Source organism: Magnetospirillum sp. UT-4 (genome assembly GCF_902729435.1).
GTDB lineage: Bacteria > Pseudomonadota > Alphaproteobacteria > Rhodospirillales > Magnetospirillaceae > Magnetospirillum.
The window spans coordinates 109172-127552 of sequence record NZ_CACVCG010000046.1 but is presented as its reverse complement, the minus strand read 5'-3'; the positions used below and the strand labels follow the sequence as shown (position 1 = coordinate 127552).

The following is an 18381-nucleotide window of genomic DNA, read 5'->3' as shown; positions in this document are numbered from 1 at the left end:
GGTCAGCCGTCCAGGGGCATCAGCTCCTCGAACCATAAATAGGTATCGAGGTCGTCGAACATCACCCCGTCGAAGCCCAGGTCCATGATCCAGATCAGGAACTTGCCCAGGGCCTCTTTCCATTTGGGGTCATCGACATCGGTGATGAAGCGTCCCGGCTGGTCGCTGTCGGGGGCGAACAGGAAGGGCGGATTGCCGGCCTCCCAGCCCTTCTGCCAGTACCAGCGGGTGTCTGCCGCCTTGCCCAGCGACAGGGCGGCGACCACGGGGCGCGGCGCCCCCAGGTTCTTGTACTTCAGGCGCAGCACCTCCTCCTTGGTCAGCGGCTCGGCGCCGCGCCAGGTGGGGTCGATGACCAGCATGTCGTGGTTCTGCTTCGACAGCGCGATCACCCATTCGCCCTTGCTGCCGAAGCGGTCGCCCTTCAGCATGGGCAGCCAGTTGCGCACGGTGCCGACCGAAACCACCGGGTCGGCGTTCTCGCCCCACGGCCGTCCCGGGGGCAGGCGGTCGAGGCCGGCCTCCTGCGTGGTGGCGAAGGCGACCACGCGGTCGCGGGCGGCGTCCTTGTAGGCGGCGCCGGCGGCCTTCTGGTCGCGGCAGGATTCGATGGCGAACAGGGACCGTCCGGCCGCGCGCAGGGCGTCGAAGGCGTAGACCTGGCGGCGCTGGCGCTCGGCGCGCTCGATCTGGCGGCGCACCTCAGCGGCGCGGGCCAGCTCGACCGCCGGGTCGATGCTGAACGGACCCACCGGCTGCGGCACCGGCGGGCGCTGGATGCCGCGGGCCTTCTCGCGGGCGATGATCGCGTCCAACTCGCGGCGGTCCTTGATGGCCTCGGCCAGCGGCTTGCCGAAGGCATCGTCGCTGCAGTAGAGGCCGTCCACCACCATGCCGTCGATGACCTTGAGGTAGGGGCGGAACACCGCCCCCAGCGGCAGGCGCTTCTCGAAGGTGCTCCCCGCGGGGTCCTGGATGTCCTCCCATCGGGCCTCGCGCTCGCCCTTCACCGCCAGCTCGACGCCGTTCCGCACCAGCACGATGAAGTCGGGTCGTCGGGTCTTGGCGTACTCGGCCAGCCCGATCACCACCTTGCGCCACAGCTCGCGGTGGTTGGGCACCGATTCGGGGGCCGGCGGCACCCAGTCCCGCGGCTTGTCCATGGCCCGGGCGGGCAGGGCGGCAAGCAGCAGCACCAGCAGGGTGGCGAGGCGGCCGGTCAGACGATTGCGACTACACATCATATCCACACTCACCTTGAACCGGGAGGGCCGGTGTGTATAATGTACTCGGATTGACCGTGAGGGGAACGGGCGGATGAACAGCCGGGAGGTGATCCGGCGCATTGAGGCCGAGGGCTGGGTCGAGGTCGCGCGGCGCGGCTCCCATGCCCAGTTCAAGCATCCCGAGCGGCCCGGCATCAAATTGACGTGACGAGGCCAAGCCATGGAAGTGCAGTATTTCGTCGTCGTCGAGTTCGGGCCGGATGGCCCCATCGGGGTGTGGTTCCCCGATTTTCCCGGCTGCGTGACGGCGGGCGCCTCGGTGGAGGAGGCGTTGCTCAACGCCCGCGAGGCCCTTCAGTTCCATGTCGACGGCATGATCGAGGACGGCGAGGCGGTCCCCGGACCGAGCCGGTACGAGGATCTGCCCGACGACGCTGGCCATTTGCGGCTGGCCCTGGTCGGGGTCCGCCTGGCGCGCCGGGCCAAGCGCATCAACATCACCATCGACGAGGCGCTGCTGGCTCGCATCGAGGCGCGCACCAACAACGTGTCGGGCTTCCTGGCGGAAGCGGCGCGGGATCGCCTGGCCCGCACCGGCTGAGGGGCGAAGCCGGTTCATTCCAGCATCTCCTTCACCATCTCCGCCAGCGCCAGGCAGGCGGTGAGCCCCGGCGATTCGATGCCGTAAAGGGCGACCACGCCCGCCGTGCCGTGCTCGGCCGGGCCGGCGACGCGGAAATCGGCGGCCGCCTGGTCGGGGCCGTTGATCTTGGGGCGGATGCCGGCATAGGCGGGCTCCAGGGCGGCGTCGGGCAGGCCCGGCCAGTAGCGGCGGATGGCATCGTAGAAGGACTCGGCGCGGGCGGGGTCGACCGCGTAATCCTCGGCCGCCACCCATTCCACGTCGGGGCCGAACCGCCCGCCGCCGCCGAGGTCGAGGGTGTAATGCACCCCCAGCCCGGCCGCCACCGGCACCGGATAGACCAGCCGCGAGAACGGCATCCGGCCGGATAGGGTGAAGTAGCTGCCCTTGCACAGCCGCTCGGCCGGCACGGCGGCGAGGCCCAGCGAACGGGCCACCGGGCAGGCGGCCAGCCCGGCCGCCACCACCACCTGGCGGGCCTGCAGGCGCAGGGGGTGCGGCCCGCCGATGTCCAGCTCCATGCCGTCGGCGCCGGCGTGGCCGCCGGTCACCGGGGCGTGCAGGGCGACGGCACCGCCCTGGGCCTCCAGTTCGCCCTGCAGCGCCAGCATCAGGCCGTGCGCGTCGACGATGCCGGTGGCGGGCGACCACAGCGCCGCGGTGCAGGACAGGTTCGGCTCCATCGCCATGGCCTCGGCGGCGGTGATGGCGGCCAGCCCCTCGACGCCGTTGACCCGGCCCTTCTCCAGGATGTCGGCCAGCTTCGCCTCCTCGGCGGCGTCGGTGGCGACGATCAGCTTGCCGACCATGCGGAAGTCGATTCCGCGCGACGCGGCGTAGTCCCGCAGCATGCGGTTGCCGGCGACGCACAGCCGCGCCTTGAGGCTGCCGGCCGGATAGTACATGCCGGCGTGGATGACCTCGGAATTGCGGGCGGAAATGCCGCTGCCGATGGCGCCCGCCGCCTCCAGCACCACCACCTCGCGGCCCGACAGCGCCAGGGCGCGGGCCACGGCAAGGCCGATCACGCCGGCGCCGATAACCGCGCACTCGACCCGCTCGATCCCCCCGTCCGTCAAAGCCTTGCCCCTGTCACGGCGTTGCTGCGCAAGATGTGGCGGCAGGATAGCACCGGGGCCGGCGCGGCGAAAGGTGCCGGGGGTGGCGGTGATTGCATCCGGACACAACAATGACCATAATGACCATGAATGGTCAAAAAGGGCCAGAGCCATGACCGCACGAATCTCCATCGCCCAGGCCAAGGCCGAGTTCGCCGCCCTGGTGTCCCGTGCCGAGGCTGGCGAGGACATCGTCCTCACCCGCAACGGCCGGCCGGTGGCGCGCCTGACCCACCTGCCGGCCGATCCGGTCGCCTATGGCGATCTCGCCGGCCTGCGCCTGGACGAGGATCTGTCGCTGCCCGGCGAGGTGCTGGTGGCCTTCGAGCGCGACGAATGAGCAAGGCCGTCCTGCTCGACACCCACATGGTGCTTTGGCTGCGCGCCGACCCCGGGCGGCTGACCGCGACCGAGCGGCGCCTGATCGACCGGGCGCCGCGCCGCCACGTCAGCGCCGTCACCTTCTGGGAAATCGCCCTGCTGGTCGGCGCCGGCCGTATCGAGGACGATCCACGCCTCTACGACCTGCCGGGCGGCCTCGAGCTGCTGCCGGTGGCGCCGGAGCATTGCCGGCTGATCGCCGAACTGCCGTCCATCCACCGCGATCCCTTCGACCGCATGCTGATCGCCCAGGCCCGGGCCGAGGATCTGCTGCTGCTCAGCCGCGACGCGAAAATCCGCGATTACGGGCGGGCAGGCGCGGTGATCGTCGGCGGCTGACCCGTGACCGCTGGGGAAATCCCCGCTAGAGTGCCGGCCATGACGACCGCCGCAACCCACGCCACAATCTGCCCCCACGACTGCCCCTCGGCCTGCGCGCTCGAGGTGGAACGCCTTGCGGATGGCCGCATCGGCAAGGTGCGCGGCGGCGCCCTGCCCTATACCGACGGCGCCATCTGCGCCAAGGTGTCGCGCTACGCCGAGCTGGTGCATCACCCCGAGCGCGTCCTGCATCCGCTGAAGCGGATCGGCGCCAAGGGCGAGGGCCGTTTCGCCCGCGTCTCGTGGGACGAGGCGCTGGACACCGTCGCCGCGAAATTCGGCGAGGCCGCCGACCGCCATGGGCCCGAGGCGGTGTGGCCCTATTTCTACGCCGGCACCATGGGGCTGGTGCAGAACAACGCCACCAACCGCCTGCGCCGGGCCATGGGCTATTCCGGCCAGGCCAAGACCATCTGCGCCACCATCGCCGGCGCCGGCTGGATGGCCGGGGTGGGCGCCAAGTGGGGCGTCGACGTGGCCGAGATGGCCGGGTCCGAGGTGATCGTCATCTGGGGCTCCAACCCGGTCGCCACCCAGATGCACCTGATGGGCCTGATCATGCAGGCCAAGCGCGAGCGCGGCGCCAGGCTGGTGGTGATCGACCCCTATCGCAGCCCCACCGCCGAGAAGGCCGACCTGCACCTGATGCCGCTGCCCGGCACCGACGCCGCCTTGGCCTGCGGCGTGATGCACGTGCTGTTCCGCGACGGCCTGGTCGACCGCGACTACATGGCCCGGTTTACCGACGGCGCCGAGCGGCTGGAAGCCCATCTGGCGCTGCGCAATCCCGGCTGGGCCGGCGACGTCTGCGGCCTGCCCTCGGATGACATCGAGGCGTTCGCCCGCCTTTACGGCTCGACCCGCAAGAGCTTCCTGCGCATCGGCTACGGCATGAGCCGGCAAAGGAACGGCGCCGCCAACGTCCACGCGGTGAGCTGCCTGCCGGCGCTGACCGGGGCGTGGGCGCAAGCCGGGGGGGGCGCGGCGCTGTCCACCTCGGGCGCCTTCGCCATCGACCGCACGGTGATGGACGCGCTGGACCTGCCCGAGCCCAAGGTGCGGGTGCTCGACATGAGCCGCATCGGCCCCATCCTGTGCGGCGATTCCGACGCGCTGAAGGGCGGGCCGCCGGTGACCGCCATGCTGGTGCAATCCTCGAACCCGGCCACCGTGGCGCCCGACAGCGGCCTGGTGCAGCGCGGCCTGGCCCGCGACGACCTGTTCCTGGTGGTGCACGAGCAGACCATGACCCGCACCGCCCGCTTCGCCGACATCGTGCTGCCGGCCACCACCTTCCTGGAGCACGACGATCTTTATTCCTCCTACGGCCACACCTTCCTGCAGGCCGGGCGCGCCGTCATTCCGCCGCTGGGCGAGGCCCGCTCCAACCACCGGGTGGTGGGCGAGCTGGCGCGGCGGCTGGGGGCCGGGCATGCCAGTTTCGGCATGGACGAGGCGGCGATGATCGAGGGCTGCCTGGCCGCCTCCGGTTTGTCTGGGCTGGACGAGTTGTGTGCCAAGGGCTGGATCGACTGCGCCCTGTCCTTCGAGCGCCAGCATTTCCTCGACGGCTTCGGCCATGGCGGGCGGTTCCGCTTCGCCCCCGACTGGGCGGCGCAGGGCCCCGACCATGCCGGGCTGCCGCCGCTGCCCGACCACGTGCCCAATATCGAGGCGGCGACGCCCGAGCATCCCTTCCGCCTGATCACGCCGCCGTCGCGGCATTTCCTCAACACCAGCTTCACCAAGGCGCCCACATCGCGCCGGCTGGCCGGGCGCCCGACCGCGCTGATCCATGCCGAGGACTGCGCCCGCCTGGGCATCGCCGCCGGCGATCCGGTGCGCCTGGGCAATGCCCGCGGCTCGGTGCTGCTGCACGCGGCACCCACCGACGGCATCGCCAGGGGCGTGGTGGCGGTGGAAGGCATCTGGGACGAGGAGTCCTTCGCCGAGGGAAACGGCATCAACCTGCTGGTCGGCTCCGACCCGGTCCCGCCGGCCGGCGGCGGCGCCTTCCACGACACCGCCGTGTGGGTGCGGCGGGAACCCCGGGGGACAGTGTCATGACCAAACGCGCGCACATCATCGTGGTCGGCAACGAGAAGGGCGGCACCGGCAAGTCGACGGTGTCCATGCACCTGATCGTCAGCCTGCTGGGCATGGGGCTGTCGGTGGGCTCGGTCGATATCGACGCCCGCCAGGCGACGCTGACCCGCTACATCCAGAACCGGCTGGGGCGCAAGGATGCCGACCGCCTTGGCCTTGTCGGGCCCGAGCACGTGGCGCTGCCGCCCACCGCCGACCGCGCCGGCGACGAGGCCCGGCTGGCCGAGACGGTGGCCGGCCTGGCCGCCGCCCATGACGTGGTGCTGCTCGACACCCCCGGTTCCGACCATTACCTGTCGCGGCTGGGGCATTCCTTCGCCGACACCCTGATCACGCCGCTGAATGACAGCCTGGTGGATCTGGACGTGCTGGCCCGGGTCGATCCCGAGACCATGCGCATCCTGCGCCCCAGCCACTATGCCGAGATGGTGTGGGACACCAAGAAGGCCCGGGCCATCCGCGGCGAGAAGGCGGTGGTGGACTGGATCGTGCTGAGGAACCGGCTGGCCCACCTGGACGCCCGCAACAAGCAGGCGATGGAAAAGCTGCTGGCCGATCTGGCCAAGCGCATCGGCTTCCGCGTCGTGCCGGGGCTGGGCGAGCGGGTGATCTACCGCTCCATGTTCCTGGAGGGGCTGACCCTGCTGGATCTGCGCCAGGACCTGCCCGGCTTCGAACTCAGCATGAGCCACATCGCCGCCCGCCAGGAACTGCGCACCCTGGTCGAGGCCATCGGCCTGAACAAGCTGGCGGCGTAGACCTGGGGTTCCAGCGCCCATTGAGGGCGCGGCCAAGCGGGCGGACGCCCGCGCCCGGCGAGGGGCAATTGACAATTAATGCAATGCTGCGGCCTCGGCGTTCTCCTGGATGATGACGCCATACCAGCCCATGCCGCGATAGGTCTCGTAGCCCGGGGTCAGGGCGTAGCCGACGATGGTGCCGGTGTCGGCGTAGGCGCCCATGATGCCGTTCCTGGTGTCGAGGCGGATGGCTTCCGACAGCACGCCGCGGTCGTCGGACGCCGCCAGCACCCGGAGGTTCTGGTCCACCAGCAGGCAGCGGGTGTGGGTCCTCTCCTCGTCGCGCAGGCGCACGCCCTTGACCACGGTGCCGGCCTGGGGCTGCCAGTCGAAGAAGATGCCGAGCACGCCGATGGGGCGGCCGTTGGTCTCGCCGCCCTCGCGGATGGCGGTGGCGTAGGTGGCGACCAGGGAATTGTCCAGCGCCGGGATCGCGGCCACGTCGGCCATGGCGAATTCGGTGCCGTCCCGGGTCTCCATGGAATCGCGGAACCAACCCTCGCGGCTGACGTCGGTGCCGATGGCCCGCGGATAGCGGTCGGGCCGCCCGGTGGCCACCACCCGTCCATCGGCATCGGCGATCCACAGGTCGAGGTACACGGTGTAGGAATCGAGGATGACGCCCAGGCGCCGGCTGGCATAGCTGGCGGCGCCCTCGGAGCCGTTGGCGAGGCAGTCGACCACCGCCGAATCGGTGGCCCACCAGCGCACGTCGCACGACCGCTCGTAAAGGTTGCGGTCGATGATCTCGATCATGTTGAGGGCCAGATCGGCCAGGCGCGATCCGCGCATCTGCTGGATCAAGGTCTCGCCCAGGGTCATCAGGTCCTGGATGGTGGCCGACAGATCGCCTTCCAGCGACTGGGTGATGCTGTCGATGTTTTGCGAGACGTTCTTGACCTCGTTGGCCACCACCGCGAAGCCCTTGCCGGCCTCGCCGGCCCGGGTGGCCTCGATCAGGGCGTTGAGGGACAGGATGCGGGTGGTGCCGGTGACCTTCTTGATGGCGCGTATCTTGTCGTTGGCGAGGTCGTAGACCGCCCGTGTCAGGTCCAGGATCCGTTCCGGCTCGGCCATTGCCCCCTCCATGTGCACATTATTTCGTCATTCACATAATTTGAATATATTGTAGGCATTCCCGTAACCGGGATGCAATACGTTAGAATCTCTATGAACGTAATAACGCAAGCAACCGCGCCCGCTGATGGCGGGCGCGGTTGAATTACTACCGGTGGGTTGTTTTCTGGCTTAGAGCGCGATGACATTAGGTCGGCGCACGGGGTGCGCCGACCTAATGTCTGAATCGCACTCTAATTTATTGATTTAGAGGCGGATTCAGCTATCAGGTTGGATCGCCTCGCGATTCAACCTGATAGCATCCGGCTCTAGTCTTCGCGGTGGGTGCGTTCGAGCCGCTCGTGGCGTTCCTGCGCCTCGATGGACAGCGTCGCGATGGGGCGGGCTTCCAGCCGGCGGATGGTGATCGGCTCGCCGGTCTCCTCGCAGAAGCCGTAGGTGCCGTCGGCGACCCGCTCGAGCGCGGCGTCGATCTTGGCGATCAGCTTGCGTTCGCGGTCGCGGGTGCGCAGTTCCAGGGCGCGGTCGGCCTCGGCCGAGGCGCGATCGGCGATATCGGGTTCCTGCAGGCCGCCTTCCTGGAGATGGGCCAGCGTCTCGTCGGACTCGCGCAGCAGTTCGTCCCGCCAGGCCAGCAGCTTCTGTCGGAAATACTCCTTCATGACCTCGTTCATGAAGGGCTCGTCCTCGGACGGGCGGTAATCCGGCGGCAGAGTGACGGTCATCCGCTCCCCCAACTTGGTCGCGCGAGGATTCGCGCAGCATTCAAATTTTGCGTCGGAATATATGGGGAGGGCCGGGATGCCGCAAGGGGAGACGTGCCGCCGTGGCGGGACGCCACCACAGGATCCGTCAACGCCCGCGCGACAACTTGGCGATCTCGACTTCGGCGCGCAGTTCGATTTCGTCCAGCAGCGCGGCCAGGCGGGGATCGGTGCAGGTGTCGCGGCGGTTGCGCACCATCTGGGCCAGCTCGACCAGCTTGGATTCGGGCACGGTGCCGAGCAGCAGCCCGTGGCGGATGTCTTCGAGCCGGTCGAGGATGTGTTCGCCGTGACGGATCATGCGCTGGCGGGCCTCGCGCTCGGGGGCGTCGCCCACCGACTGGACCAACAGCACGGCATCCATGGCGCCCAGGGCGGAGGGCGCCTCGGCGGCGTGCACCTCCTCCATGGAATCCATGGCATCGACGAGCGCCTGCTTGAACTCGCCCTTCTTGCCGTCAGTCTTGTCGGCTCGCCGCGTGCCCCCGACCGGGGAACCCGACCCGACGCCGGAAACCTTCATGCCGCCTACGATGTCCAGGTCTGCAAAGTGCCTGGGCATTCTAGCCGTTGGGGCGCGGGGGCGAAAGCCGCTATTTCGGCGACGCCGAAGCCCGGCAGGAATTGCCCGGTGGCGGCGGTTTCTGCCGGGGGGAAACGCCGCGATGCCCGTCTCGCATACGGCTAATTAACTGTTTTAACTGTATTTTGCCAACTGGCACGGCCCTCGCAACGGGGTTGCCGAATATCGATCCAGGCCTGCGCCCAGAGGACGCCATGATCCGAACCGCCACCGCCGTCGCCCTTGCCACCGGAATGCGAGCCTTCGTGCTGGCCGCAGGCCTGGTCGCCGCGACCATCGCGCTGATGCCGCAGACCGCGTTCGGCGCGTCGCGCATCAAGGACATCGCCGAATTCGAGGGGGTCCGCGACAACCTGCTGGTCGGCTACGGCATCGTGGTCGGCCTGTCGGGCACCGGCGACGACCTGACCAACGCGCCGTTCACCAAGGAATCGCTGGTCGGCATGCTGGAGCGCCTGGGCGTCAACATCCGCGAGCAGGGCGGCACCATCGCCACCGTCAAGCCCAAGAACGTCGCCGCGGTGATGGTCACCGCGGTGCTGCCGCCCTTCGCCCGCCAGGGCACCAAGGTCGATGTCTCGGTCTCGGCGCTGGGCGATTCCTCCAGCCTGTCGGGCGGCACCTTGCTGGTCACCCCGCTGGTCGGCGCCGATGGCGAGGTCTATGCGGTGGCCCAGGGCGGCCTGGCCGGCGTCGGCCTGAAGGCCGGCGGCGCGGCAAGCGCCACCAACGGCCAGACCACCATCCAGAAGAACAATCCCACCGCCGGCAAGATCGCCAACGGGGCCATCGTCGAACGCGAGCTGCCGTTCGAGATGTCGCACATGGAAAGCGTCAAGGTCAGCCTGCGCAATCCCGACTTCACCACCTCGCGCCGGGTGTCGCAGGCCATCAACGCCTTCCTCGGCCAGGAAGTGTCGCGCCCCGTGGATCCCGGCACCGTCCAGGTGGCGGTCCCCAACGACTACCGCGGCAACGTGGTCGGCCTGCTCACCGACATCGAGCAGTTGAAGGTCGAGCCCGACCAGATCGCCAAGATCGTCATCGACGAGGGCACCGGCACCATCGTCATGGGCGAGAACGTCCGCATCAGCACGGTGGCCATCGCCCAGGGCTCGCTCACCATCCGCATCACCGAGACGCCGCAGGTGTCGCAGCCCTCGCCGTTCTCCACCACCGGCTCCACCGAAGTGGTCAACCGCACCGACATCGAGGTCGAGGAGACCGGCCAGAAGAAGCTGACGGTGGTGCCCCACGGCGTCACCCTGCAGGAACTGGTCAACGGCCTCAACGCCCTCGGCATCGGCCCCCGCGACATGATCGCCATCCTGCAGGCGATCAAGGCGGCCGGCGCCCTGCAAGCCGACATCGAGGTGATGTGATGGACGCCGCCACCACCCAGCTCGACCAGGCGCAGAACGCCCTGCTGGCGCCCAAGCAGGTGGCGCCGAAGGTCTCGGATCCGCAGCAGGCCCGCGAAGTCGCCAAGAAGTTCGAAGCGATGTTCGTCACCCAGATGATGCAGCACATGTTCACCGGGGTGGACGAGAACGGCGGCATGTTCGGCGGCGGCCATGCCGAAGCCATGTTCCGCCCGCTGCTGCTCGAGGAGTACGGTAAGATGGTTGCCGCCCGCGGCAACGGGATCGGCCTGGCCGACCAGGTCACCCGCGCCCTGCTCGCCAATCAGGAGGTTTGAGGCATGTCCGCCACCGCCCTTTCGTATGACGACATCGTGTGGGCCTGCACCAATCTGTGCGACCTCATCGAGTTCGAGAACGACGCGCTGGCCCGCCATGATTCGCGCACCGTGCGCGAGCTGGCCGAGAACAAGGCGGCGCTGGCCCGCATCTACGAGCAGGCCGTCGCCCCCATGGCGCACAAGCCCGAGCTCGCCGATGCCCTGGAAGACGACCAGAAGGAAGAGCTGCACGGCCTGGGCCATCGCCTCAAGGGGCTGGTCGAGGAGAATGCGCGGCGCCTGAAGGCCGAAATGGAAGCCACCCAGATGTTCATGGACGCGGTGGTCTCGGCGGTGAAGCAGACCTCCACCAACACCACCCATTACGGCCGCGCCGGCGCCTTCGAAAACCAGGTCGCCGGCGACAACAACTCGCTGTCCTTCAACAAGTCCCTCTGACGCCAGAACGGCGGGAGTCGCACCATGTCGCTCACACTCGGACTGAATACCGCCCTTTCGGGGCTGATGACCGGCCAGCGCGGACTGGACGTGATCGCCCAGAACGTGAGCAACCTCAATACCGAGGGCTACACCCGCAAGGTGATGAACCAGGAATCGCGGGTGCTGGCGGGCGTCGGCGCCGGCGTCCAGGTGGGTTCGGTTTCCCGCATGGTCAACGAGGGCCTGCTGAAGGACATCCGGCGCCAGGAATCCAACCTGGGCAAGCTGGAGGTGGAGCAGGAATACTACCCACGCATCGACGACCTGTTCGGCGAGGTGGCCGACGACAATTCCATCGCCCACAAGCTTTCGGACCTGTCGGCGTCGTTCGAGCTGCTGGGCGCCGACGTCAAGAAGCCGTCGGTGCACTGGACCGCGGTGCAGACCGGCCAGGACGTCGCCGACCTGCTGGGCAGCATGACCGAACAGCTGCAGCTGCTGCGCCTGAACGCCGACCGCGAGATCGAGCGGCATGTCGACCTGATCAACGAGCAGCTCGACAACATCTTCGACCTCAACCAGAAGGTCGTGAAGAATTCGGCCATCGCCACCGGCACCGCCGACCTCGAGGACCAGCGCGACCGCGCGCTGACCGAGCTGGCCCAGTACATCGACATCCAGTATTTCAAGCGCAACGACGGCTCGGTGCTGGTCTACACCAATTCCGGCCAGATGCTGCTGGACAACGAACCTCAGCACCTCGACTACTCGGCCACCACCACCGCGCAAGCGTGGATGACCCAGGCCGGCGGCCATTTCGGCAAGATCGCGGTGGAAGGCGGCGACGACGACCTCAGCGGCGACATCCGCAGCGGCAAGATCGTCGCCTATATCGAAATGCGCGACACGGTGATCCCCAACCTGCAGGCCACGCTGGACGAGCTGGCGGTGCAGATGAAGGAGGTGGTGAACCAGGTGCACAACCGCGGCACCGCGATGCCGGCCGTCTCCGACACCTACACCGGCACCCGCGTCTTCGCCAAGCAGCCCAGCATCGTCCCCAATGCCGACGATGACAGCGCGAGCCTGTACTACAACGGCACCAGCGCAACCCCGGGCAACCTGGTCATCGCCGCCGACGCCACCTATCCGTGGCGCGCCACCATGACCGCCGCCGCCGGCACCTTCCCCGCCGCCTCGTTCGGCGTCGGATCGCTGTTCAGCATCGACAGCGCCGAGGATACCCAGAACAATGGCACCTACCGGGTGACCGCCTTCACCAGCACCGCCTCGATCACCGTCGAGAAGGTCAGCACGCCGCAGACCATGCAGCTGGCCGCCGGCGACGACGTCGCCATCGTCACCTTCGACACCTCGGGCAACGAGCTGTTCCGCACCACCCTCGACACCATCATGCAGATCGACTACCAGGTGGCTTACGGCGGCACGCCGGGCTCCAACCGGTCGATCACCGATTTCGACAACCGCACCAGCCACGGCGACTGGAGCATCAACTCGGTCACCGCCCATGTGGAATCGTGGCTGAAGTCGCAGGGCTACAGCTCGGCCTCGGTGAACCTCAATTCCGAGGGCAAGCTGGAGATCGACGTGGGCGACACCGCGGTCTCGCTGGTATTCCGCGACCAGACCGCCACCGCCGCCGGCTCCGATGCCGAGGACGTCTCCATCACCTTCGACGTCAACGGCGACGGCGCTGCCGACCAGACCATCACGGGTTTCGCCAATTTCTTCGGGCTGAACGATTTCTTCGTCACCGAAATTCCGCAGTCGGTCCTGGATTCCAGCATCAAAACGTCGAAATACGTGGCGCCGCAGACCCGCGACCTCAGCATCTACGACGAGACCGGCCAGATCGGCATCACCATGTCGATCGCGCAGGGCTCGACCCTGCAGGACATCGCCGACACCATCAACCGCTACGGCCACGTCAACGAATCGGCGCCGCTCACCGCCGCCAACGCCTCGTGGACCCTGACCTCGGCCGCCACCTTCACGGTCGCCGATTCCAGCGGCAACATCTACACGCCGGTGACTTTCGCAGCCGGCGCGCTGACGCTGGAGGAGATCGCCGGCACCCTGACCCAGTCCAGCGTCTCGGCATCGGTGGTGCAGGAAGGAACGTCCTATCGCCTGCGCCTGCTCGACACCCGCGGTGAGGAACTGACGGTTTCGGTGTCGGGCGGCGCCATCTCGGGCAGCAGCAGCACCCTCGATACCGTGCTCGACATCACCGGGCGCCAGCGCATCCTGGCGGCGGCGGTGCCCGAAGGCTCCGGCTACCGCCTGCGCATCGTCCATGCCGACAACGCCCAGCTTTACGCCTCGTCGAGCCTGGACGGCCAGGGCAAGAACCTGCTGTCCGATCTGGGCCTGAAGCGCGGCGCCTGCAACACCGCCGATTCGATCGCGGTGCGCGAGGACCTGCTCGGCGGACCGGAAAAGGTCAGCCGCGGCGCCGTGCAGTGGAACTCGACCATCAGCCAGTACTACCTGTCCGAAGGCGACAACAGCACCGCCCTGCAATTGGCGGCGGCCATGAGCGACCGGGCCGCCATGGAAACCGCCGGCGACGTCTTTGCGGGAAGCTACAGCTTCTCGCAATATGCCGCCGCCGCCATCGGCATCGTCTCGACCCAGGCCAACCACTCGGCGGATCAGTACCAATATCAGAGCAAGTTGAACCAGGCCCTCGATTTCCAATACACTTCCTTCAGCGGCGTCAACATGGACGAGGAAGTGGCTGCCATGATCGACTTCCAGCAGGCCTATTCGGCATCGGCCAAGGTCATCACGGTGCTGCAGGAAATGCTGGAAGTTCTGACCTCGATGATCAAGTAAGGGAGTCCGCGCCATGACCCGCATCGGCACCTACGGCTCCGGCCAAGCCTATCTGGCCCGCATGATGGAAATCCAGCAGCGCGCCTACAAGGAACAGGTCCAGGTCGCGACCGAGAAGAAGTCGCCCCATTACGCCGGCATCGCCAAGGACACCAACCTGCTGCTGAACTTCGAGGCGGAACGGGCGCGGGCCAATCAGTTCCTCGCGGACAACGCCCTGGCGACCACCCGGCTGAAGGCGGCGGACACGGCCATGAGCGCCATCCATGAGACCATGAAGAACTTCCGCGATCGCCTTGACGAATTCCATGAAAGCGAATCGCGCTCGCAGTCGGATTTCGATGCGCTGCAGACCTGGGCATGGAACGCGATGCAGGACATGTATTCCTACCTGTCCTCGGACGTGGACGGGCAGTACCTGTTCTCGGGCGGCCGCAACTCCACCGCGCCGGTCGGGTTCGCCGCCGACAGCCTCACCGATTTCCAGGAGATCTTCGACGGCAACAAGGTCACCTATCCGACCTCGCGGGCCGGGGCGCTGCTCGACCTCGACACCACCAACACCACCACCGGCGACATCGAATTCGATGCCGCCACCGGCACCATCATCGCCGCGTCGCTGACCAGCAGCACCGACAATCCGCTGAACCTCAAGAAGGGCAGCAAGATCACCATTTCCGACTCGGCCGCCGGACCCAACGACGGCAAGGTCTTCACCCTGACCGCCGACGCCACCATCGGCGCCGGCGGGACCACGCTGAAGGTCAGCCCGCTGACCACCGAGGCGGCGGTGGCGGCAACCCTCAGCTATCCCACCGATCCGCCGGGCGATACCATCAGCATCGCCTCGACGCTGACCTTCGCGCCCGGGGCCGACACCATCGTCTCCACCGTCTCCACCGGATTTGCGGCAGGCCAGGTCTTCACCGTGTCGGGGTCCGCCAGCAACGACGGTGTCTACGAAGTCGAAAGCATCGTCGCCGGTCCGCCCGACACCATCACCATCGCCAGCAACAAGGTGGTCGATGCTGTGGCGGCCAGCACCATCACCCTCCAGTCCGAATCCTGGTACAAGGGCGATTCCCTGACCATGAAGCACCGGGTCGATACCGACCGCACGGTGGAACTGAACGTCAACGCCTCGGACCCGGCTTTCGAGAAGGCCATCCGGGCCATGTCCATCATCGCCCAGGGCCAGTACGGCACCGCCGGCGGCCTCGAGCACCACTTCGAACGCCTCGACCAGGCGCTGTTCCTGATCCGGGACGCCCTCGACCACCCGGCCGACAACGAACTGCCGACCGGCCTGACCGTCGAGGAGGAAAGCAGCGATCTGTCGCAGGTCGGCAGCAGCATCGGCGTGCTGGCCAACCTGATCGCCACCAAGGACAAGAAGCACAACGCTTATATCGGCTTTCTCGACCAGCGCATTATCGACATCGAGAACGTCGACAAGACCGAGGTGATCACCCGCCTGCTGGACGACCAGCGGGCGCTGGAGGCGGCCTACCAGGCGTTGGCCACGGTGCGCGAGATGTCGCTGCTGAAGTATATGGGGTAGTGCGCGCGCCTCAGCCGCCGGCCTCGTTTTCTTCGCCGGACGCGGTCGCCACCTCGGCCACGCCCTGCATCTGCGAAAGCACCCCGCCCTCGTGGGCGATGATCTTGCGCGACGCCTTGAGCGCCTTGTAGTAGTGGCCCAGATCGGCCTCCGACCGCACTTCGTCGGCGATTTCCGTGGCCGAGGGGCACGCACGGACGTAATCGGCGAGATAGCGCTCGAACAGCTGGAGATAGTGGTCGCGCCGGTCCGGGAAGATGTAGGCGCATTGCAGGCAGAAATAGACCCGCGCCGCCGGCGTCGCCGCGTCGGAATCGCTCATGATCTCCTTCTGGCGCAGGATGGCCGATTCGTTGCAGATGCGCAGCTTGGTGTTGGCCCCCGCGTTCTCCAGGACCGCGCCGTTGATGATCACCTTCTCGCCGGGCTTGAGATCGATCAGCAGGGGCAACGCGGGACTCCTCGGTCAGGAACGGGACAGGCACCCACCTTTATACCTCCGGGCGGCCGGGTGCAATCCCGCCGCTGCCGGCTACCAGCCGCCGCGCTCCAGCCACTGGTGGACCATCCACAGCCGGTCGCCGCCCCAGAACGGCTCGCCATCGACGAACAGGAAGGGGGCGCCGAACACGCCGCGGGCGATGGCGTCGTCGGTCTCGGCCCGCGCCCGCGCCTTGGCCCGGTCGGTGGCGGCGGCGGCCAGCAGGGCCTCGGCGTCGATGCCCATCTCGCCCGCCACCGCGCCGACCACCTCGGGCCGCGAGATGTCGCGCCCCGCGGCGAAATAGGCGGCGAAGACCGCTTCGGCGAAGGCGCGGGCGGCGCCTGAATCCGCCTCCTCCAGGCACCAGAAGGCCCGCGCGGCGGTGAGCGTGGACACCGGGAACGGCTCGGGCAGGCGGTAGGGCACGCCCATCAGGCGGGCGATGCGCTCCCAGTCGTGGCGGGCGTAGTCGCCCTTCAGCGGCTGCTCGGCCAGCGGCAGGTTGCCCGAGGCCTTGAAGGCCGGCCCCAGCAGGATCGGCTTCCAGACGCAGCTGCGGCCATGCTGGTCGGCCAGCAGATCGACCATGAAGCTGGCGAAGTAGGAATAGGGCGACGAGAAGTCGAAATAGAAGTCGATGGGCGACGGCATGGCATCCTCCGCCGCCCAGCCTACCAGGGAACCTCGCTGCCGTCGAAGTGGAAGAACCGGCCGGCATCGGCGGCGGTCAGCCCGCCCAGCACCTTGCGCATGCCGGCCACCGCGGTCGGCGCGTCCAGCGGCGCGCTGGGGCCGCCCATGTCGGTGCGCACCCAGCCCGGCGACAGCGCCACCGGGATCACGCCCTGGGCCTTGAGGTCGATGGCCATGGATTTCACCACCATGTCCAGCGCCGCCTTCGAGGCGCGGTAGGCATAGAAGCCGCCCGAGCTGTTGTCGGCGATGGAGCCCATCTTCGAGGATACCGCGGCGATCACCTTGCGTCCGGCCATCTGGCCGGCGAAGGCCTCGGACACCAGCAGCGGCCCCAGGGTGTTGATGCGCACCACCCGCAGGAATTCCTCGGGGTCGACATAGCCGAAGGCCTGGCGCTCGCCGTAGACACCGGCATTGTTGAGCACCAGATCGAAGGCCACCCCGGCCAGCGTGCCCTTCAGGCGGGCGATGGCGCCCGCGTCGGCGACGTCGGCGACATAGACCTCGGCGCCGGCATCGGACGCCGCCTTGCCCTTGGCCGGGTCGCGCACGGTGGCGCAGACGCGCCAGCCGTCGGCGGCGTACTGGCGGGCGAATTCCAGGCCGAGGCCGCGATTGGCGCCGGTGATCAGGACGTTTGGCATGGCCCAGCTCCTTTCATTGGTATGGTGATGGGGACCGCGATTTGAAATCACAAGCCTCCACCGGAGAACTAGGGTATAGCAGAACTCGTCAACCTTGGGGGAAGGCCATGACCGTCGGGTTCCGCCAGGCGGCGGCCGACTTCAGCGTCTACCGCGCCGGCTTCCCGTCCACCGTGCTCGATCACCTGCTGCCGCACCATGTGGGGCTGGCCGGGCAGGATGTCGTCGATCTGGGCTGCGGCGACGGCCCGCTGGCGCGCCTGTTCGCTGCCGCCGGCTGCCGCGTCACCGGCATCGACCGTGCCGCCGCGCAGCTGGAAGCCGCGCGCCGCCTCGATGCCGGGGCCGGGCTCTGCATCCAGTACCGTCACGCCACAGCCGAGGCCACCGGCCTGGACGACCAATCCGTCGATGCGGTGGTGGCCGGCCAGTGCTGGCACTGGTTCGACCGCGCCGGCGCGGCGGCCGAGGTGTTGCGCATCCTGCGGCCGGGCGGATCGCTGGCGGTGCTGCATTTCGACTGGCTGCCGCTGCCGGGCAACGTGGTCGCCGCCACCGAGGATCTGATCCGCAAGTGGAACCCGGACTGGCCCATGGGCGGCGGCACCGGCATCTATCCGCAATGGCTGTCCGAGCTGGCGATGGCGGGGTTCGGCGGGCTGGAGACCTTCTCCTACGACCTCGACCTGCCGCGCGGGCGGGACGAATGGCGCGCCCGCATCCGTGCCAGCGCCGGCGTCGCCGCCAGTCTGTCGCCGCAGCTGGTCGCCGATTTCGACCGCGAGCACGGGCGCATGCTCGACAGCCGCTTTCCCGCCGAACCGCTGGCCCTGACCCACCGGCTGTGGGCGGTGATCGCCCGCAAGCCGGGGGCGTGAGGGGCGTCGGAAGCGGCTGATCGGGGCGTTCAGGTCGGTGATTTTTCTCCGATGACGA

Annotated in this window: 20 protein-coding genes; 12 read left to right on the top strand and 8 right to left on the bottom strand. The window is 68.2% G+C overall.

Annotation, left to right across the window (positions count from 1 at the left end; genetic code table 11):
- Positions 1-2 precede the first annotated feature (2 nt).
- Entirely contained in the window at positions 3-1241 is a 1239-nt protein-coding gene (locus MTBUT4_RS06535) for a hypothetical protein (protein ID WP_173978861.1), read from the bottom strand.
- Between the two features lie 76 nt (positions 1242-1317).
- Between MTBUT4_RS06535 and MTBUT4_RS06530 the strand changes: the two genes are divergently transcribed.
- Positions 1318-1434 carry a type II toxin-antitoxin system HicA family toxin gene (locus MTBUT4_RS06530; RefSeq protein WP_173978860.1) on the top strand — a complete coding sequence of 39 codons (117 nt, stop codon included), beginning with the start codon at positions 1318-1320 and terminating at the stop codon, positions 1432-1434.
- Positions 1435-1446: 12 nt separating this feature from the next.
- The gene (locus tag MTBUT4_RS06525; RefSeq protein ID WP_173978859.1) at positions 1447-1827 is read left to right on the top strand and encodes a type II toxin-antitoxin system HicB family antitoxin; all 381 of its coding nucleotides are present in this window, start codon (positions 1447-1449) and stop codon (positions 1825-1827) included.
- Between the two features lie 14 nt (positions 1828-1841).
- Here the strand turns inward: MTBUT4_RS06525 and MTBUT4_RS06520 are convergent, their stop codons facing one another.
- Entirely contained in the window at positions 1842-2948 is a 1107-nt protein-coding gene (locus tag MTBUT4_RS06520; protein ID WP_254434766.1) for an NAD(P)/FAD-dependent oxidoreductase, read from the bottom strand.
- Positions 2949-3099: 151 nt separating this feature from the next.
- Between MTBUT4_RS06520 and MTBUT4_RS06515 the strand changes: the two genes are divergently transcribed.
- From MTBUT4_RS06515 to MTBUT4_RS06500, 4 genes are read left to right on the top strand one after another with little or no spacing between them, the layout of a single operon-like run.
- Positions 3100-3327: a type II toxin-antitoxin system Phd/YefM family antitoxin gene (locus MTBUT4_RS06515; RefSeq protein ID WP_173978857.1), complete on the top strand. Its 228-nt coding sequence runs from the start codon at positions 3100-3102 to the stop codon at positions 3325-3327.
- Positions 3324-3707, top strand: a complete 384-nt coding sequence (locus MTBUT4_RS06510; RefSeq protein WP_173978856.1) for a type II toxin-antitoxin system VapC family toxin — start codon at positions 3324-3326, stop codon at positions 3705-3707. Before MTBUT4_RS06515 ends, MTBUT4_RS06510 begins: the two co-directional genes overlap by 4 nt.
- A gap of 39 nt (positions 3708-3746) precedes the next feature.
- On the top strand, positions 3747-5816 hold the full coding sequence (locus tag MTBUT4_RS06505) for a molybdopterin-dependent oxidoreductase (protein ID WP_173978855.1): 2070 nt from the start codon (positions 3747-3749) through the stop codon (positions 5814-5816).
- Positions 5813-6613 (top strand): division plane positioning ATPase MipZ, encoded by an 801-nt coding sequence (locus tag MTBUT4_RS06500; RefSeq protein WP_173978854.1) that lies wholly within the window; start codon positions 5813-5815, stop codon positions 6611-6613. The genes MTBUT4_RS06505 and MTBUT4_RS06500 overlap by 4 nt, the downstream gene beginning before the upstream one ends.
- Positions 6614-6688: 75 nt before the next feature.
- On the opposite strand, the gene MTBUT4_RS19785 is transcribed toward MTBUT4_RS06500, so the two are convergent.
- The 3 genes from MTBUT4_RS19785 to MTBUT4_RS06485 all read right to left on the bottom strand — a co-directional run bounded on the left by MTBUT4_RS19785 (position 6689) and on the right by MTBUT4_RS06485 (position 9019).
- Positions 6689-7732, bottom strand: coding sequence for a methyl-accepting chemotaxis protein (locus MTBUT4_RS19785; RefSeq protein WP_173978853.1), 1044 nt, complete (start codon positions 7730-7732; stop codon positions 6689-6691).
- Between the two features lie 308 nt (positions 7733-8040).
- Entirely contained in the window at positions 8041-8457 is a 417-nt protein-coding gene (gene dksA / locus MTBUT4_RS06490; protein WP_173978852.1) for an RNA polymerase-binding protein DksA, read from the bottom strand.
- 127 nt (positions 8458-8584) lie between these two features.
- Positions 8585-9019, bottom strand: coding sequence for a flagellar assembly protein FliX (locus MTBUT4_RS06485; protein WP_173978851.1), 435 nt, complete (start codon positions 9017-9019; stop codon positions 8585-8587).
- Positions 9020-9273: 254 nt separating this feature from the next.
- Here MTBUT4_RS06485 and MTBUT4_RS06480 point away from each other — a divergent pair, with 254 nt between their 5' ends.
- The 5 genes from MTBUT4_RS06480 to MTBUT4_RS06460 are packed head-to-tail and all read left to right on the top strand — an operon-like array spanning position 9274 to position 15621.
- Complete coding sequence (locus tag MTBUT4_RS06480) at positions 9274-10461, top strand: flagellar basal body P-ring protein FlgI (protein ID WP_173978850.1); 1188 nt, start codon at positions 9274-9276, stop codon at positions 10459-10461.
- On the top strand, positions 10461-10778 hold the full coding sequence (locus MTBUT4_RS06475; RefSeq protein ID WP_173978849.1) for a rod-binding protein: 318 nt from the start codon (positions 10461-10463) through the stop codon (positions 10776-10778). Before MTBUT4_RS06480 ends, MTBUT4_RS06475 begins: the two co-directional genes overlap by 1 nt.
- Positions 10779-10781: 3 nt before the next feature.
- Complete coding sequence (locus tag MTBUT4_RS06470; RefSeq protein ID WP_173978848.1) at positions 10782-11219, top strand: flagellar protein FlgN; 438 nt, start codon at positions 10782-10784, stop codon at positions 11217-11219.
- Between the two features lie 24 nt (positions 11220-11243).
- Positions 11244-14060 carry a flagellar hook-associated protein FlgK gene (gene flgK / locus MTBUT4_RS06465; RefSeq protein WP_173978847.1) on the top strand — a complete coding sequence of 939 codons (2817 nt, stop codon included), beginning with the start codon at positions 11244-11246 and terminating at the stop codon, positions 14058-14060.
- Positions 14061-14073: 13 nt separating this feature from the next.
- A complete protein-coding gene (locus tag MTBUT4_RS06460) occupies positions 14074-15621 on the top strand; it encodes a flagellin (protein ID WP_173978846.1) in 1548 nt (515 codons plus the stop codon).
- Positions 15622-15631: 10 nt separating this feature from the next.
- Here the strand turns inward: MTBUT4_RS06460 and MTBUT4_RS06455 are convergent, their stop codons facing one another.
- The 3 genes from MTBUT4_RS06455 to MTBUT4_RS06445 all read right to left on the bottom strand — a co-directional run bounded on the left by MTBUT4_RS06455 (position 15632) and on the right by MTBUT4_RS06445 (position 17445).
- Entirely contained in the window at positions 15632-16072 is a 441-nt protein-coding gene (locus tag MTBUT4_RS06455; RefSeq protein WP_173978845.1) for a flagellar biosynthesis repressor FlbT, read from the bottom strand.
- An 81-nt stretch (positions 16073-16153) separates the two neighbouring features.
- Positions 16154-16756, bottom strand: a complete 603-nt coding sequence (locus MTBUT4_RS06450) for a 2-hydroxychromene-2-carboxylate isomerase (RefSeq protein ID WP_173978844.1) — start codon at positions 16754-16756, stop codon at positions 16154-16156.
- Positions 16757-16776: 20 nt separating this feature from the next.
- On the bottom strand, positions 16777-17445 hold the full coding sequence (locus MTBUT4_RS06445; RefSeq protein WP_173978843.1) for an SDR family oxidoreductase: 669 nt from the start codon (positions 17443-17445) through the stop codon (positions 16777-16779).
- A gap of 107 nt (positions 17446-17552) precedes the next feature.
- On the opposite strand from MTBUT4_RS06445, the gene MTBUT4_RS06440 reads away from it, so the two are divergent.
- Positions 17553-18323, top strand: a complete 771-nt coding sequence (locus tag MTBUT4_RS06440) for a class I SAM-dependent methyltransferase (RefSeq protein ID WP_173978842.1) — start codon at positions 17553-17555, stop codon at positions 18321-18323.
- Positions 18324-18381 lie beyond the last annotated feature (58 nt).